Source organism: Kitasatospora sp. NPDC087314 (assembly GCF_044744365.1).
Classification (GTDB): Bacteria; Actinomycetota; Actinomycetes; order Streptomycetales; family Streptomycetaceae; genus Kitasatospora.
This window is the reverse complement of record NZ_JBIUYE010000007.1, coordinates 389321-404053: the sequence shown is the minus strand read 5'-3', so window position 1 is coordinate 404053 and position 14733 is coordinate 389321. Positions and strand designations below refer to the sequence as shown.

Genomic DNA, 14733 nt, shown 5'->3' with positions numbered 1-14733 from the left:
CCGGGGCAGCCGCCCGTGCCGGCGCCCGTACCGATGACCAAGCCCGAACCGAAGCCCGAGCTCAAGCCGCAGCCGCAGCCGTCGCACGCCCCGGTGGCGCAGGCGGACCTGCGGGTCTCGGACGCCGACCGCGAGCGGATCGCGGAGCTGCTGCGGGACGCCTACGCCGAGGGCCGGCTGGACGCGGACGAGCACGCCGAGCGGATCGGGGCCGCGTACGCCGCCAAGACCTTCGGCGATCTGGTGCCGCTCACCCGGGACCTGCCCAGCCACCGGCCGCTGTCGTTCGAGAAGCCGCCGCTGGAGGCCCCGGCGCCGCGTCCGGTGGCGCCGGCGCTGCCGCCCGCGCGCCAGGAGTCCGCGTCGATGGTGGCGGTCTTCGGCGGCGCGTCCCGCCGGGGCCGCTGGCGGGTGGGCTCGCACCTGAGGGCGTTCGCGGCCTTCGGTGGGGTGGAGATCGACCTGACCGACGCCGTCTTCGAGTCTCCCGAGGTGGAGATCGAGGTGACGGCGCTGTTCGGCGGGGTCGAGATCCGGGTGCCGGAGAACGTGAGCCTGCACGGTAGCGGCGTCGGCATCTTCGGCGGATTCGACGTCAAGGAGCAGACCGCGGCGGACCCGTACGCACCGGTGGTCCGGGTCAAGGGCGTCGCGGTGTTCGGCGGCTGTGAGGCCAAGCCGCGCCGGGGCAAGAAGCTCAAGGAGTGGGTGCGCAAGCAACTCGGCACCGAGTAGCCGGGGTTGACCGACAGGGCGCCCGATCGGGGATCAACTCCCGGTCGGGCGCTCCGCGTTGTGTCCGGTGCGCTCCGTAGTCGATTGCGTGCAGTGTGCATGAATCGCGGCCGGGCGGGGTAGTTCCTTCCGCACATCGCTTCTTGTACGGCTGCGCACCGGAGGCGGCCCAGTGCCGGTCCGGGGGTTGGACAGCGGGGGCTCGCAGCCGGGCAGGGGAGCGAGCTTCCCCGTGTCCGAGAGTCTCGTCAGGAGTACGGCCGTGCTGCATCCGATCGAGTCCCGCACCACCTCCCCCGTCGCCGCCGCGCAGCTGCTGGAGCGCCGACCGGCCGTCCGGCCGCAGCCGCACCCCCCGGGCGGCCGGGGTTCCCAGGGCGCCGCCCCGAACCCCCCTTCCTCGGGCGAGGACAACCCCTGGCACACCGGTGCGGCCTGCCGGCGGGACGAGGTGGGGCTGTTCTTCGCGCCCTCGAAGGAGCCGACGGCGGCCCGGCTGTCGCGCGAGGAGCAGGCGAAGCAGGTGTGCGCCCGGTGTCCGGTGCTGCTGGAATGCCGCGAGCACGCGCTGGCGCAGCCGGAGCCGTACGGGGTCTGGGGCGGGTTGACGGCCGCCGAGCGGCGGGTGGTACTGGCCCGGCGCCGCCGCCGGGAGCCGGAGCTGCGCGAGGCGTCCCGGGTGGCCGCGGGGCAGCAGCGGATAGCCGGCTGACGCCGCGACGGGCTTGCGGGCCGGTCCCGGGCCGGACGCGCCGCGGCCTCGGCGGAGGGGGATTCCGCCGAGGCCGCGGGTGCGCTCGCCCCGTCCTGGTCCGCGCGGTCGGCGCGGTGTCGGTCGGCGCGGTTGTCGGTTCGCGCGGTTGTCAGTTCGCGCGGTCGAAGTCGATCGCGCTGTAGGCCCGCAGCTTCGACAGCTTGTGGACGGAGTTGATCTCGCGGATCGTGCCGCTCTTGGACCGCATCACCAGCGAGCTGGTGGTGGCGGTCTCCTGGCGGTAGTGCACGCCGCGCAGCAGCTCGCCGTCGGTGATGCCGGTGGCGACGAAGAACACGTTCTCGCCGCTGACCAGGTCGTCGGTGGTGAGTACCCGGTCCAGGTCGTGGCCGGCGTCGAGGGCCTTCTGCCGCTCGGCGTCGTCCTTGGGCCACAGCCGGCCCTGGATCACGCCGCCCATGCACTTCATGGCGCAGGCCGCGATGATGCCCTCGGGGGTGCCGCCGACGCCCATCAGCAGGTCGACGCCGGTGCCCTCGCGGGCGGCCATGATGGCGCCGGCCACGTCGCCGTCGGAGATGAACTTGATCCGGGCGCCCGCCTCGCGGATCTCCCGGACCAGGCCGTCGTGGCGCGGGCGGTCGAGGACGACGACCGTGACGTCCTCGACGGCACTGCCCTTGGCCTTGGCGACCCGGCGGATGTTGACGGCCGCCGGGGCGGTGATGTCGACGAAGTCGGCGGCCTCGGGGCCGGCCACGAGCTTGTCCATGTAGAACACGGCGCTGGGGTCGAACATGGTGCCGCGGTCGGCGACGGCCAGGACGGCGACGGCGTTGTTCATGCCCTTGGCGGTGAGCGTGGTGCCGTCGACCGGGTCGACCGCGACGTCGCACTCGGCGCCGGTGCCGTCGCCGACCCGCTCGCCGTTGTAGAGCATCGGGGCTTCGTCCTTCTCGCCCTCCCCGATGACGACGACGCCGTTCATCGAGACGGTCGAGACCAGGGTGCGCATCGCCTTGACGGCGGCGCCGTCCGCGCCGTTCTTGTCGCCACGGCCGACCCACCGGCCGGCGGCCATCGCGGCCGCTTCGGTCACCCGGACGAGTTCGAGCGCGAGGTTCCGGTCCGGAGCCTCGGGCGCGACCTCCAGGGCGCTGGGAAGGTGGTGCGGGTACTGCGTGGTCATCGTCGTTACCTCTCTGTACGCGACGGCCAGTAAGCGCCCGACTACTGCCTGGTCGAACGCCGTGGTGAGGGTCCTGCGATCGTATCTGCCCACAAGATGACTGTCTGTGGCGCGGGTCGCCACCCGGCATCGAGTGCGGCCGGTTTGCCCCGCTTCACCCGTACGCGGGCACCCCGGGTGGCCCTGCCGGTGTGTGGATGAGTCACCATGTGGGGGTGGCTGGAGAGAGCAAGCGCATCAGGGGCCGGGAGACCGTACGGGACATGATCCTGTCGATGCTGGCGGTCGGCGTCGTGGTCTGGATCGGGTACCTGTTCCTTCCGCACGACGCGAACAGCGACCCGGTGCACGTGGTCGAGTACAAGGTGGCGGCGGCCTCCGCGAAGCGCGGTGCGCCGTACCAGCTGCTCTCCCCGGACGGGCTGTCCGGCCAGTGGCGGGCCACCTCGGTCGGCTACCAGCCGGCCGCGAACGGCAACGGCAAGGGCAACGCCTGGCACCTGGGCTTCGTCACGCCGTCCGGCCAGTACGCGGCGGTCGAGCAGAGCGACGTCCCGCGCGACGCGCTGCTGGCCGACAAGATCGCCGGCGGCAAGCCGGACGGCACCTCGGAGGTGGCCGGACAGACCTGGGAGCGCCTGCAGGGCGAGAAGTCCCGCGCGCTGACCGTGCAGACCGGCGGCGCGACCACGGTGCTCACCGGCACCGCCTCCTACGAGGAGCTGGCCGAGCTGGCGCAGGCGCTCAAGTAGGCCCGCCCCCTCCCGCGAACCGTTCCGTACGCCCCCGCGAGCGCCCCGCGAGCGCCCCACGAACGCGCCCGTACACCCGTGGACGCCCCCGTACGCATGCGAAAGGGCCCGCACCGGACGAACCGGTGCGGGCCCTTTCGCGCGTGGCGGATCAGACCGTGGTGACGACCTGGTCGTACTCCAGGCGCGGCGAACGCGGGAACCAGGCGTCGTCGCCCGGCTTGCCGATGTTGACCACGGCCAGCACCGAGTGCTCGCCGTCGCCGAAGAACTCCTTGTTGATGCCCTCGGCGTCGTAGCCGGTCATCGGGCCGGCGGCCAGGCCGGCGGCGCGCACGCCGATGATGAAGTAGGCGGCCTGCAGGGCGCCGTTCAGCGTGGCGGAGCGCTCACGGACGCTGCGCTCGGCGAAGAACACGTCCTTGGCCTGCGGGAAGTGCGGGAACTGGCTCGGCAGCTCCTCGTGGAACTCGTTGTCCGCGGCCAGGATGGCGACCAGCGGGGCGGCAGCGGTCTTGGCCTTGTTGCCGTCCGCCAGGTGCTGGACGAGGCGCTCGCGGCCCTCGGTCGAGCGGACCAGGACGACGCGCAGCGGCTGCTGGTTGAAGGCGGTCGGGCCGTACTTGACCAGGTCGTAGATGGCCTGGACCTGCTCCTCGGTCACCGGCTCGTCGGTGAAGGTGTTCGCGGTGCGTGCCTCACGGAACAGCAGGTCCTGAGCGGCGGCGTCGAGTACCAGGGCGTCGGTGGTCATGCTTGTCTGCACCTCATGCGGGAGGGGTTCGTCGGAGTGACCGGCCGGGGCCGGTCACTCCATCCCAACATGGGTGAACTTTCAACGATTCCCCGGCCTCCTGTGAGCTGCGTCACTCGCTGCCTGCGGCCCCGTCCTCCTCGGCGGCCAGCGCCGCGTCCAGCCGGGCCCGGGCGCCGTCCAGCCAGCGCTGGCACACCTTCGCCAGCTGCTCGCCGCGCTCCCACAGCGCCAGCGACTCCTCCAGCGACGTCCCGCCGTTCTCCAACTGCCGGACCACCTCCAGCAGCGCGTCCCGGGCGTGCTCGTAGCCCAGCGCGTCGTCCGGGGTCGGCGCCGCCGCGCCCTGCTGCTCCTGCTGCTCTGCCATGCGTGCCAGCGTAGGGGCTGGCACCGACGGAACGGCCGCGGCGGCGGTGAGTCGCGCCACCGCGGGCCCGCAGCCTCGGCTCCGGCGAGGGCGGGCTGCTACGCGCCCCGGCCGTCCTCCACCGCGACGCCGAAGGACCCGCCCGCCACCCTGGCGTGCAGTCCCTCACCGGCCGTGACCTGCGCCGGATCGGTCACCACCGTGCCGTCCGCACGCTGCAGCACCGCGTAGCCGCGCTCCAGGGTGGCCGCCGGGGAGAGCGCGACCACCCGCGCGAGGGTGTGCCCGAGGTCGCTCTGCGCGTGGTCCAGCCGGTGCCGCAGGGTGCGCCGGGCCCGTTCCAGCAGCGCGCCGACCTCCTGGCCGCGCCCGTCCAGCATCCGGTGCGGGGCGGCCAGCGCGGGGCGGCTGCGCAGGCCGTCCAGCCCGTGCTGCTCGCGCTCGACCCGGCCGAGGACGTGCCGTCGGGCGCGGTCCCGCAGCTGGCGGACCTTGGCCAGCTCCTCGCCGACGTCCGGAACCACCCGTTTGGCGGCATCGGTCGGAGTGGATGCGCGCAGGTCGGCGACGAAGTCCAGCAGCGGCTGGTCCGGCTCGTGGCCGATCGCGCTCACCACCGGCGTGCGGGCGGCTGCGACCAGCCGCACCAGCCCCTCGTCCGAGAACGGCAGCAGGTCCTCGACGCTGCCGCCTCCGCGGGCCACGATGATCACGTCCACCTCGGGGTGCTCGTCCAGCTCCCGGACGGCCGCGCTCACCCGCTCCACCGCGCTGACCCCCTGCACCGGGACGTTGCGCACCTCGAAGCGGACGGCCGGCCAGCGCCGCCGGGCGTTCTCCAGCACGTCCCGCTCGGCCGCCGAGCCGCGCCCGGTGACCAGCCCGACGCACTGCGGCAGGAACGGCAGCGGCCGCTTGCGCTCGGCCGCGAACAGGCCCTCCCCGGCGAGCCGTCGCTTCAGCTGTTCCAGCCGGGCCAGCAGCTCGCCCAGTCCGACCGGCCGGATCTCCGAGGCCCGCAGCGACAGCTGCCCGCGCGCCGCGTACCACTCCGGCTTGGCGTGCACGACGACCCGGGCGCCCTCCTGCACCACGTCCGCGACCTGGTCGAACACCGAGCGGAAGCAGGTCACCGTGAGCGACACGTCCGCCTGCGGGTCGCGCAGGGTCAGGAACACCACGCCCGCCCCGGGCCGGCGACTGAGCTGGGTGATCTGCCCCTCCACCCAGACCGAGCCGAGCCGGTCGATCCAGCCGCCGATCAGCGCGGAGACCTTGCCGACCGGGAGCGGGGCTTCGGGGGAGCTCGTGTTGGCCATGCGTACGAGGTTAGGGCCTGCCGGAAGCGGGGGAACCCTGGACGCCCAGCACCACCAGGCCGACCGCCAGCCAGATCAGCCCGACGATCTGCGCGGTCGTCGAGGCCTCGTAGACCACCGCGCCGATCACCGCGATCCCCAGGGCCGGGACGGCCAGGTGCCGCAGCCGGTCCCGGGAGCCGTGCCGCACCGTGTACCAGCCGATCACCGAGGCGTGCAGCAGTGCGAAGGCGGTCAGCGCGCCCACGTTGACCACCGAGGTCAGCTGGTCCAGCCCGTCGTCCCGGTCGGCCGCCCAGACCGCCGCGGCCATGGTGATCACCGCGGCCACCAGCAGTGCCCGGCGCGGCACCGCGGTGGCCGGGTCGACCGTGCCGAGGACGCGCGGCGGCCGCCCCTCCCGGCCCATCGCGAAGACCAGCCGCCCGGCCGCCGCCTGCCCGGCCAGCGCCGCGAAGGCCGCGCCGATCGCCTTGCTGGCCGCCACCAGGACGTGCAGCCAGTGCCCGATCCCGCTCTCCACGGTGTCGTAGAAGGCCGAGCCCTGCGCCGCCGGGTCGGCGGCCAGCTGCTGCGGGGTCGTCGGCTCCAGCAGCGCCGCCAGGTACGTCTGCGCGACGAACAGCACCCCGGCCAGCGCCAGACACCAGAGCACCGCCCGGGCCACCGCCGCCGAGGCGCCGACCGCCTCCTCGACGAAGGTCGCGATCGCGTCGAAGCCCAGGTAGGAGAGCACCGCGACGGAGACCGCCGAGACCACCGCGGCCGGCGAGAAGGGGCCGACGGCGGTGAACGGGGTGTCCCAGCCGCGCCGGGCGCCGTCCTGGACCAGCGCCACCACGGCCGCGGCGACGAACACCGCCAGCACCGCGATCTCCAGGGCGAGCACCGCGAAGCCGACCACGGCCGCCGTCCGCACACCGACCAGGTTGAGCGCGGTGGTCACCACCACCGCGAGCGCCGTCCAGACCCAGCGGGAGACCTCGGGCACCAGCGAGTTCAGCGCGATCCCGGAGAACAGGTAGGCGACCGCCGGGATCAGCAGGTAGTCGAGCATCGCCATCCAGCCGGCGATGAACCCGGGCCCCTCGCCCAGCCCGGCCCGCGCGTAGGCGAACACCGAGCCGGTCTGCGGCACCGCACGCACCATCTGGGCGTACGAGAGGGCGGTGAAGCCCATCGCGACCGTCGCGGCCAGGTAGACCGTGGCGACGGCGCCGTGGCTCCTGGCGTCCAGGACGCCGAACACGCCGACCGGTGCCATCGGGGCGATGAACAGCAGGCCGTAGACCATCAGGTCGCGGACACCCAGGGTGCGGCGCAGGCCGCCCGGTGCCGTCTGCCCGTTCGCGGAGCTCATAGACACCACATTTGAGCACCGACGACCGGGTCTGTCCGGAAAGCGCCTGCCGTCGGCGCGGCTCGGCGCCGCCCGTACGATGGAGCCATGTCCAACACCGCGCAGCGCCGTGTCCTGCTCGCCGCCCCCCGGGGCTACTGCGCGGGTGTCGACCGCGCCGTGATCGCCGTGGAGAAGGCCCTGGAGCAGTACGGGGCCCCCATCTACGTCCGCAAGCAGATCGTCCACAACAAGTACGTGGTGCAGACCCTGGAGAAGAAGGGCGCGATCTTCGTCGACGAGACGGAGGAGGTGCCCGAGGGCTCGATCGTGGTCTTCTCCGCGCACGGCGTCGCCCCGTCCGTCCACGACGAGGCGAAGGCGGGTCGGCTCGCCACCATCGACGCCACCTGCCCGCTGGTCACCAAGGTGCACAAGGAGGCCGTGCGCTTCGCCGACGAGGACTTCGACATCCTGCTGGTGGGCCACGAGGGCCACGAGGAGGTCGTCGGGACGATGGGCGAGGCGCCGGACCGGATCCACCTGGTGGACGGCGCGGAGGACGTCGCCAACGTGAAGGTTCGGGACGAGTCCAGGGTCGTCTGGCTGTCCCAGACCACCCTGTCGGTGGACGAGACCATGGCCACCGTCGGCGAGCTGAAGAAGCGCTTCCCGGCGCTGGTCAGCCCGCCCAGCGACGACATCTGCTACGCCACCCAGAACCGCCAGGTCGCGGTCAAGCAGATGGCCCCCGAGACCGACCTGCTGATCGTCGTCGGCTCCAAGAACTCCTCCAACTCCGTCCGCCTGGTCGAGGTCGGCCTGGAGTACGGCGCCAAGGCCGCCCACCTGGTGGACTTCGCCGAGGAGATCCAGGAGGCCTGGCTGGAGGGCGTCACCACGGTCGGCCTGACCAGCGGCGCCTCGGTGCCGGAGATCCTGGTCGAGGGCGTGCTGGAGTGGCTGGCCGCGCGCGGCTACGAGACGGTCGAGACGGTCAAGACCGCCGAGGAGCACCTGACCTTCTCGCTGCCCAAGGAACTGCGCCGCGACCTGCGCGCCGAGGCCGCGGGCAAGCTGTAGTCCCGTTCGGGAGGACCCGGTGCCCGGACGGGGTACCGGGTCCTTTGCTGTGCGGGCGCGTTCGGGCTCTCGTACTTTTGTGCACAGGCTGTGGACACGAGGGTCCGCGGCCTCGGCGGAGGGTGGTCGTGATGACGGCGGTATTCGGCGTGGACATCGGCGGTTCGGGCATCAAGGGCGCCCCGGTCGACCTCGGACGGGGGGCGCCGGCCCAGGAGCGGTACAAGGTGCTCACCCCGCAGCCGTCCGCCCCCGAGGCCGTGGTCGAGGCCGTCCGCGAGGTGGTCCGCCACTTCGACCACCGGGGCCCGGTCGGGCTCACCTTCCCCGGCGTGGTGGTCGGCGGCCGGACCAGAACCGCTGCCAACGTGGACAAGGGCTGGATCGGCCTGGACGCCGCGGGCCTGTTCCGCGAGGCGCTGGACCTGCCCGCGACCGTGCTCAACGACGCGGACGCGGCCGGACTCGCCGAGACCGCGCACGGCGCCGGACGCGACCAGCCCGGCGTGGTGCTGGTGCTCACTTTCGGCACCGGCATCGGCAGCGCGCTCTTCGTGGACGGCGCGCTGGTGCCCAACACCGAGCTGGGCCACCTGGAACTGCGCGGCAAGGACGCCGAGCGCCGGGCCTCCTCGGCCGCCAAGGAGCGGCACGGGCTGACCTGGGAGCAGTGGAGCGAGCGGGTCGACGAGTACCTGGACCTGGTCGAGATGCTGTTCTCGCCGCAGCTGATCGTGATCGGCGGCGGGGTGAGCCGCAAGCACGAGAAGTTCCTGCCGCTGCTGCGCGAGCGCGAGGCACGGGTGGTCCCGGCCGAGCTGCGCAACGACGCGGGCATCGTCGGCGCGGCCATGGCGGCGGCCCGGGCGGCGGGCTGAGGCCGCCCGCCCGTGGCGCTGCTCAGCGGGAGCGGTGGATCCGGCGCTGGGCCACGAACCGGGCGAGCACGATCAGCGCGGCCAGCCCGGTGCCGGAGAACAGCCAGCCGGCCCGCAGTGCCAGCCCGGTCGCCAGCGCCACCACGTGGGCGGTGACGCCCGAGGAGGTGGCCGGCCCGAGCACCAGCAGCGCCAGCGCGAAGGCGATCGGGCCGCTGATCGGCGCGGCCAGCAGGTCGGCGTAGCGCACCCGGACGGCCAGCTGGAAGCAGACCACGACGTAGCCGAGGCCGAACAGCCAGCCGAGGCCGTCGAACAGCAGCCGGTCCAGGCCCGCCACCGCGAGCGTCGCCAGCACGGCGACCACACCGGTGCCGACGGCGGTCAGCCGGGTCGGCCGGCCGGTGCGGCGCCGCCCGTACAGCGGGGCCTCGGACCGCCCGTGCAGTGGCAGCCGAAGCCGCGGCCCGGGGGCGGCCGGGCGGTCGGCGGCGGGCGGGCCGGCTACCGGCCGTAGTCGGGCGGGCGGGGCGGCGGGGGCTCCGGCGGACTCGGGAGCCCGGCCGGGCCCGGGGACGGCGGCCCCGGCCGCGCCGTTCGGCGGTCGGCGTCTGGGCCCTGGCGGCTGGGTTCGGATGCTCTGCTCCACCCGCCCAACGTACGGTCCGATCATCGCCACACTGTGTAATGGACCGTTCAGGTCTTGCTCCGTGTCTCCGTGCGGAGTACTGATGTGATCGTCGCTCAAGGGCCCGACCTGTCCGGCCCATTCGACGTGCCATGATCATCCGACCGTGTACGGGGGACCCGATGACCAGCGGTTTCAGCTTCGAACGGCTTCACCACGTCCAGCTCGACATCCCGGCCGGCGCGGAGGACCAGTGCCGCGCCTTCTGGGCCGGTGTCCTCGGCATGGCGGAACTGGAGAAGCCGCCGGTGCTCGCCGCCCGCGGCGGCTGCTGGTTCCGCAGCGGCGGGGTCGAGGTGCACCTCGGTGTCACCCCGGACTTCCGCCCGGCCCGCAAGGGGCACCCGGGCATCCAGGTGGGCTCGCTGGACGCGCTCGCCGAACGGCTCACCGCGCACGGCCACGAGGTGGTCTGGGACGACGACCTGCCCGGCCACCGTCGCTTCCACGCCGCCGACAACCTGGGCAACCGGCTGGAGTTCCTGGAGCCCCTCCCGGCGCCGACCGAGGCGTGAGGCGCTGCCCGTAGACTTGGGGGTCGGCCCGCACGGTGCCGACCCAACTCCTCCAAGCCCCCGGGACTGCGCTTCATGTCGCTCACGATCGGAATCGTCGGCCTGCCGAACGTCGGCAAGTCGACCCTGTTCAACGCCCTGACCAAGAACGACGTGCTGGCGGCCAACTACCCGTTCGCCACCATCGAGCCGAACGTCGGCGTCGTCGGCGTCCCGGACACGCGGCTGGCCAAGCTCGCCGAGATCTTCGGCTCCCAGCGCATCCTCCCGGCCACCGTCGACTTCGTCGACATCGCCGGCATCGTGCGCGGCGCCAGCGAGGGCGAGGGCCTGGGCAACAAGTTCCTCGCCAACATCCGTGAGTCGGACGCGATCTGCCAGGTCGTGCGCGCCTTCACCGACCCGGACGTGGTGCACGTGGACGGCAAGGTGTCGCCCAAGGACGACATCGAGACCATCCACACCGAGCTGATCCTGGCCGACCTCCAGACCATCGAGAAGGTCCTGCCGCGGCTCCAGAAGGAGGCGCGCCTCAAGAAGGACACCGCCCCCGTGCTGGCCGCCGCCGAGGCCGCGCAGGCGGTCCTGGAGACCGGCAAGACCCTCTTCGAGGCCGGCTTCGACACCACCCCGATCCGAGACCTCCACCTGCTGACCGCCAAGCCCTTCCTCTACGTCTTCAACGTGGACGAGGCCGAGCTGGCCGACGAGGACTTCAAGAACGCCCAGCGCGAGCTGGTCGCCCCGGCCGAGGCGATCTTCCTCAACGCCAAGATCGAGTCCGAGCTGATCGAGCTCGACGACGACGAGGCCCTGGAGCTGCTCCAGTCGATGGGCCAGGAGGAGCCCGGCCTCGCCACCCTCGCCCGCGTCGGCTTCGACACCCTGGGCCTGCAGACCTACCTCACCGCAGGCCCCAAGGAGACCCGCGCCTGGACCATCAAGAAGGGCGCCACCGCCCCCGAGGCCGCCGGAGTCATCCACACCGACTTCCAGAAGGGCTTCATCAAGGCCGAGGTGATCTCCTTCGCCGACCTGGTCGAGACCGGCTCCATCGCCGAGGCCCGCTCCAAGGGCAAGGCCCGCATCGAGGGCAAGGAGTACATCATGCAGGACGGCGACGTGGTGGAGTTCCGCTTCAACGTGTGACCGGTGCCGGACGGGACGGGCCTGGCCTTTCGGGGCCGGGCCCGTTGTGCTTCGGCGGGGTCGGGGAGTAGTGTCTGTCGGCCGGGAGCGGGGTGACGCGCTGGCCGTCCAACTGCCGGACGGTGTCCGGGGGTTGCTGTTCTAGGTCGCCGGTATTCAGCGTGCCGGCGACCAGGCGGCCGCCCCGGTCAGGGGTGGACGGTGACGGTGATGACGCCGTCCGGGGCGGCGGTCACGGTGACGCCGTCGAGGGTGTCGGTGTGGGCGTCCGGGTGGTGGGCGACGGCGCGGGGGCCGATGCCGATGACGCGGATGCCGGCTGCCCGGGCGGCCGCGATCCCGGCGTCGGAGTCCTCGAAGGCGAGGCAGTCGGCGGGGGCGAAGCCGAGGGCGGCGGCGCCCTTGAGGAAGCCCTCCGGGTCGGGCTTGCTGGCGCCGACGGACTCGGCGGTCACCAGGACGGGCGGCAGCGGCAGGTCGGCGGCGGCCATCCGGACCCGGGCGAGCGGCTGGTCGGCCGAGGTGACCAGGGCGTGCGGCAGGGCGGCCAGGGTGGCGAGGAGGGCGGCGGCGCCGGGGACGGGGACGACGCCGTCGGTGTCGGCGCGCTCGGTGGCGAGCATCCGCTCGTTGTCGGCGAGGTTGAGCTCCACCGGGCGGTCGGGCAGCAGTGCGGCCATGGTCGCGTGGCCCTGGCGGCCGTGGGCGACGGCCAGGACGGCGGCCGGGTCGAGGCCCTGCTGCTCGGCCCAGCGGCGCCAGCAGCGCTCGACCACGGCGTCGGAGTTGACCAGGGTGCCGTCCATGTCGAGGAGGAAGGCGCGCGTGGTCAGCTGGATGGGGGTGGCGGGCATGGAGTGGCTCCTCGCGGGTGCGGCGAATGGACGACGCAGAGCTGAGTTGTTTGTTTCCTAAGGATACAAAAGATCAGCCGAGCAGGTGGGCGTTGACCGCGCGGGCCTCCTCGGCGAGCTCCGGCAGCTCCACCACCTCGACCCCGGCCGCCGCGAGCAGGGCGGTGCCCTGGCAGTCGGCGACGAACAGGTCCGGCTCGCGCCAGGCCACCACCACCCGTGGTACGCCCGCCGCGATGAGCAGTCGGGCGCACGGCACCGGCCGCGAGGCGCGCTGTCCGCAGGGTTCCAGCGAGCTGTAGACGGTCGCCCCGCGCAGTCGCGGGTCGCCGGCCGGGAGCTTGCCGAGGGCCGCCTCCTCGGCGTGGTCGTGCGCGTCGGCCTCCCGGCTGTAGCCCTCCGCCAGCACCTCGCCGTCGGCGCCGACGATCACCGCGCCGACCGAGAAGGCCGTCTCGGACGGCGGGCAGCGGCGGGAGAGTTCGACGGCCCGGCGCAGGTGGTCGAGGTCGGTGGTCACGGGGCGGGCTCCTTCGGGGCGTACCTGAGCAGGACGACGTCGCCCACCGTACGTGCCTCCAGCAGGCGCATCCGCCGGGCCGGGCCGCCCGGGAACGCGGCGGGCCGGACGAACCGCGGCGCCTCGACCTGGCCGACCAGCAACGGGGCGACCACCAGCTGGAGCTCGTCCGCCAGGCCCTGGGCCAGGAACTGGGTGTGCACGCCGCCGCCGCCCTCGACCATCAGTCGGCGCACCCCGCGCGCGCCCAGGTCGTCCAGCACCGCACCGGGGTCCACCGCGCCGCCGAGCGTGACCACCTCGGCCAGCCCGTCCAGGCGGGGCCGCAGCACCGCCGCGCCGGTGTCGGTGGTGTAGGCGAGCTTGGCGCCGCCGGTGTGCCAGAAGCGCAGGCTTGCGTCGAGCGCGCCGCTCGCGCTGAGCGTCACCTTCAGCGGGTACTCGGCGCGGCCGGCCGCGAGTCGGGCGGCCCGGCGGGCGGGGTCGTTGACCAGCAGGCGCGGGTTGTCGGCGCGCAGCGTGTTGCCGCCGACCAGGATCGCGTCGGCGGCCGCGCGCTCCGCGTCGACCCGGTCGAAGTCGGCCTGGTTGGAGAGCAGCAGGCGGTCGGGGGAGGCGTCGTCGAGGTGGCCGTCGAGGGACATCGCGGCGCTCAGCAGGACGAAGGGGCGCTGGCCGGGCATGGCGGGGACCGTTCTGTCGGGGGCGCCTCCACGGTACGGCCGACGGGGGTGGTGCGACCGGCAGATGGTCGCCATGTGAGACGAATCCTCTCGGCATTCGGAACGTCCGGTAGCGTCGAAGGCGTCGCGGAAACCGACCACGCCCCAGGGGGATCCCATGACCGGACAGCAGCCCGTCGCCGTCTACACGCACGGCCACCAGGAGGCCGTACTGCGCTCGCACCGCTCCCGGACGGCCGCCGACTCGGCCGCCTACCTGTTGCCCGAACTGCGGTCCGGGCAGGCGCTGTTGGACATCGGCTGCGGGCCCGGCACGATCACCGCCGACCTGGCCGAGCTGGTCGGCCCGGGCGGGCGGGTGGTGGCCGTGGACACCTCCGCCGAGGTGATGGAGCAGGCGGCCGCGTACGTGGCCGGGCGCGGCCTGTCGAACGTCGTGTTCGAGGTCGCCGACGTCCACGGACTGCCCTACGCGGACGGCGAGTTCGACGTGGTGCACGCCCACCAGGTGCTGCAGCACGTGGCCGACCCGGTGGCCGCGCTGCGCGAGATGCGCCGGGTGGTGGCGCCGGGCGGCGTGGTCGCGGCGCGGGACGTCGACTACGCGTCGATGACCTGGTTCCCCGAAGTGCCCGCGCTGGACCGCTGGTTGGAGTTGTACGAGCGGATCGCCCGGGCCAACGGCGGTGAGCCGGACGCCGGGCGGCGGCTGCTGTCCTGGGCGCGGGCGGCGGGCTTCGCCGACATCGCGGCGACCGCCACCACCTGGACGTACGCGACGCCCGAGCAGCGCGCCTGGTGGGGCGGGATGTGGGCGGACCGGGTCACCGGCTCCACGATCGGCCGGGCGGCGGTGGAGCGGGGCTTCGCGGACCGGGCCGGACTGGAGCGGATCGCGGCCGGCTGGCAGGAGTGGAGCGCCGCCGGGGACGGCTGGTTCTCCATGCTGCACGGCGAGATCCTGGCACGCGGCTGACCGGGGGCCGGGGACGATCGGGGGCGAGACGGGGGCGGACGAAACGGTCGCGCGGACGTTCGGAAAGATCAGGTAAAGTCGCGCGTCCGCTCGTACCGGGTCCGTTCGGGCCCGTCCGGCCCGCCGCTGGAGGGGCGAGCCGACGAGTCGAACTGCCGAGTTGATGCCCGTACCGGCGGGCCGGGGGAGCGCACGTGTCCAAGCCTGAGTCCGC

General features: G+C 73.5%; 15 protein-coding genes and 1 pseudogene. 8 read left to right on the top strand and 8 right to left on the bottom strand.

Going from position 1 to position 14733, the window contains the following annotated elements:
- Nucleotides 1-33: 33 nt before the first annotated feature.
- Nucleotides 34-735 carry a DUF1707 domain-containing protein gene (locus ACIO5E_RS18235; protein ID WP_400668764.1) on the top strand — a complete coding sequence of 234 codons (702 nt, stop codon included), beginning with the start codon at nt 34-36 and terminating at the stop codon, nt 733-735.
- Between the two features lie 316 nt (nt 736-1051).
- Entirely contained in the window at nt 1052-1447 is a 396-nt protein-coding gene (locus ACIO5E_RS18230) for a WhiB family transcriptional regulator (RefSeq protein WP_400668761.1), read from the top strand.
- A 151-nt stretch (nt 1448-1598) separates the two neighbouring features.
- Here the strand turns inward: ACIO5E_RS18230 and glpX are convergent, their stop codons facing one another.
- Nucleotides 1599-2639 (bottom strand): class II fructose-bisphosphatase, encoded by a 1041-nt coding sequence (gene glpX, locus ACIO5E_RS18225; protein WP_280676458.1) that lies wholly within the window; start codon nt 2637-2639, stop codon nt 1599-1601.
- 215 nt (nt 2640-2854) lie between these two features.
- On the opposite strand from glpX, the gene ACIO5E_RS18220 reads away from it, so the two are divergent.
- On the top strand, nt 2855-3391 hold the full coding sequence (locus ACIO5E_RS18220) for a DUF4245 domain-containing protein (protein WP_400668628.1): 537 nt from the start codon (nt 2855-2857) through the stop codon (nt 3389-3391).
- 151 nt (nt 3392-3542) lie between these two features.
- On the opposite strand, the gene ACIO5E_RS18215 is transcribed toward ACIO5E_RS18220, so the two are convergent.
- The 4 genes from ACIO5E_RS18215 to ACIO5E_RS18200 all read right to left on the bottom strand — a co-directional run bounded on the left by ACIO5E_RS18215 (nt 3543) and on the right by ACIO5E_RS18200 (nt 7194).
- Entirely contained in the window at nt 3543-4145 is a 603-nt protein-coding gene (locus tag ACIO5E_RS18215) for a malonic semialdehyde reductase (protein WP_400668626.1), read from the bottom strand.
- Nucleotides 4146-4257: 112 nt separating this feature from the next.
- Nucleotides 4258-4515 carry an exodeoxyribonuclease VII small subunit gene (locus ACIO5E_RS18210; protein ID WP_400668624.1) on the bottom strand — a complete coding sequence of 86 codons (258 nt, stop codon included), beginning with the start codon at nt 4513-4515 and terminating at the stop codon, nt 4258-4260.
- 98 nt (nt 4516-4613) lie between these two features.
- Entirely contained in the window at nt 4614-5834 is a 1221-nt protein-coding gene (xseA, locus tag ACIO5E_RS18205) for an exodeoxyribonuclease VII large subunit (RefSeq protein WP_400668622.1), read from the bottom strand.
- A gap of 10 nt (nt 5835-5844) precedes the next feature.
- Nucleotides 5845-7194, bottom strand: a complete 1350-nt coding sequence (locus ACIO5E_RS18200; RefSeq protein WP_400668619.1) for an APC family permease — start codon at nt 7192-7194, stop codon at nt 5845-5847.
- 87 nt (nt 7195-7281) lie between these two features.
- Here ACIO5E_RS18200 and ACIO5E_RS18195 point away from each other — a divergent pair, with 87 nt between their 5' ends.
- Nucleotides 7282-8256 carry a 4-hydroxy-3-methylbut-2-enyl diphosphate reductase gene (locus ACIO5E_RS18195; protein ID WP_280676446.1) on the top strand — a complete coding sequence of 325 codons (975 nt, stop codon included), beginning with the start codon at nt 7282-7284 and terminating at the stop codon, nt 8254-8256.
- A 131-nt stretch (nt 8257-8387) separates the two neighbouring features.
- Complete coding sequence (ppgK, locus tag ACIO5E_RS18190; RefSeq protein WP_400668616.1) at nt 8388-9134, top strand: polyphosphate--glucose phosphotransferase; 747 nt, start codon at nt 8388-8390, stop codon at nt 9132-9134.
- 22 nt (nt 9135-9156) lie between these two features.
- On the opposite strand, the gene ACIO5E_RS18185 is transcribed toward ppgK, so the two are convergent.
- Nucleotides 9157-9783 (bottom strand): DUF6542 domain-containing protein, encoded by a 627-nt coding sequence (locus ACIO5E_RS18185; protein WP_400668614.1) that lies wholly within the window; start codon nt 9781-9783, stop codon nt 9157-9159.
- A gap of 161 nt (nt 9784-9944) precedes the next feature.
- On the opposite strand from ACIO5E_RS18185, the gene ACIO5E_RS18180 reads away from it, so the two are divergent.
- Together ACIO5E_RS18180 and ychF are read left to right on the top strand one after the other, a co-directional pair.
- Nucleotides 9945-10337 (top strand): VOC family protein, encoded by a 393-nt coding sequence (locus ACIO5E_RS18180; RefSeq protein WP_400668611.1) that lies wholly within the window; start codon nt 9945-9947, stop codon nt 10335-10337.
- A 75-nt stretch (nt 10338-10412) separates the two neighbouring features.
- The gene (ychF, locus tag ACIO5E_RS18175; RefSeq protein WP_400668608.1) at nt 10413-11486 is read left to right on the top strand and encodes a redox-regulated ATPase YchF; all 1074 of its coding nucleotides are present in this window, start codon (nt 10413-10415) and stop codon (nt 11484-11486) included.
- A gap of 188 nt (nt 11487-11674) precedes the next feature.
- Here the strand turns inward: ychF and ACIO5E_RS18170 are convergent, their stop codons facing one another.
- Both ACIO5E_RS18170 and ACIO5E_RS18165 read right to left on the bottom strand, forming a co-directional pair.
- A complete protein-coding gene (locus ACIO5E_RS18170; RefSeq protein WP_400668605.1) occupies nt 11675-12340 on the bottom strand; it encodes an HAD-IA family hydrolase in 666 nt (221 codons plus the stop codon).
- Nucleotides 12341-12413: 73 nt separating this feature from the next.
- Nucleotides 12414-13543 (bottom strand): annotated as a pseudogene (locus tag ACIO5E_RS18165) (dihydrofolate reductase family protein).
- A gap of 157 nt (nt 13544-13700) precedes the next feature.
- Between ACIO5E_RS18165 and ACIO5E_RS18160 the strand changes: the two are divergent.
- The gene (locus tag ACIO5E_RS18160) at nt 13701-14519 is read left to right on the top strand and encodes a methyltransferase domain-containing protein (RefSeq protein ID WP_400668602.1); all 819 of its coding nucleotides are present in this window, start codon (nt 13701-13703) and stop codon (nt 14517-14519) included.
- The last annotated feature ends 214 nt before the right edge of the window (nt 14520-14733 follow it).

Coding starts and splice junctions, on each gene's coding strand:
- ACIO5E_RS18215 (WP_400668626.1), bottom strand. CDS start 4,145: ATGACCACCGACGCCCTGGTACTCGACGCCGCCGCTCAGGACCTGCTG.
- glpX (WP_280676458.1), bottom strand. CDS start 2,639: ATGACCACGCAGTACCCGCACCACCTTCCCAGCGCCCTGGAGGTCGCG.
- ACIO5E_RS18210 (WP_400668624.1), bottom strand. CDS start 4,515: ATGGCAGAGCAGCAGGAGCAGCAGGGCGCGGCGGCGCCGACCCCGGAC.
- ACIO5E_RS18200 (WP_400668619.1), bottom strand. CDS start 7,194: ATGAGCTCCGCGAACGGGCAGACGGCACCGGGCGGCCTGCGCCGCACC.
- ACIO5E_RS18160 (WP_400668602.1), top strand. CDS start 13,701: ATGACCGGACAGCAGCCCGTCGCCGTCTACACGCACGGCCACCAGGAG.
- ACIO5E_RS18235 (WP_400668764.1), top strand. CDS start 34: ATGACCAAGCCCGAACCGAAGCCCGAGCTCAAGCCGCAGCCGCAGCCG.
- xseA (WP_400668622.1), bottom strand. CDS start 5,834: ATGGCCAACACGAGCTCCCCCGAAGCCCCGCTCCCGGTCGGCAAGGTC.
- ACIO5E_RS18170 (WP_400668605.1), bottom strand. CDS start 12,340: ATGCCCGCCACCCCCATCCAGCTGACCACGCGCGCCTTCCTCCTCGAC.
- ACIO5E_RS18195 (WP_280676446.1), top strand. CDS start 7,282: ATGTCCAACACCGCGCAGCGCCGTGTCCTGCTCGCCGCCCCCCGGGGC.
- ACIO5E_RS18180 (WP_400668611.1), top strand. CDS start 9,945: ATGACCAGCGGTTTCAGCTTCGAACGGCTTCACCACGTCCAGCTCGAC.
- ppgK (WP_400668616.1), top strand. CDS start 8,388: ATGACGGCGGTATTCGGCGTGGACATCGGCGGTTCGGGCATCAAGGGC.
- ychF (WP_400668608.1), top strand. CDS start 10,413: ATGTCGCTCACGATCGGAATCGTCGGCCTGCCGAACGTCGGCAAGTCG.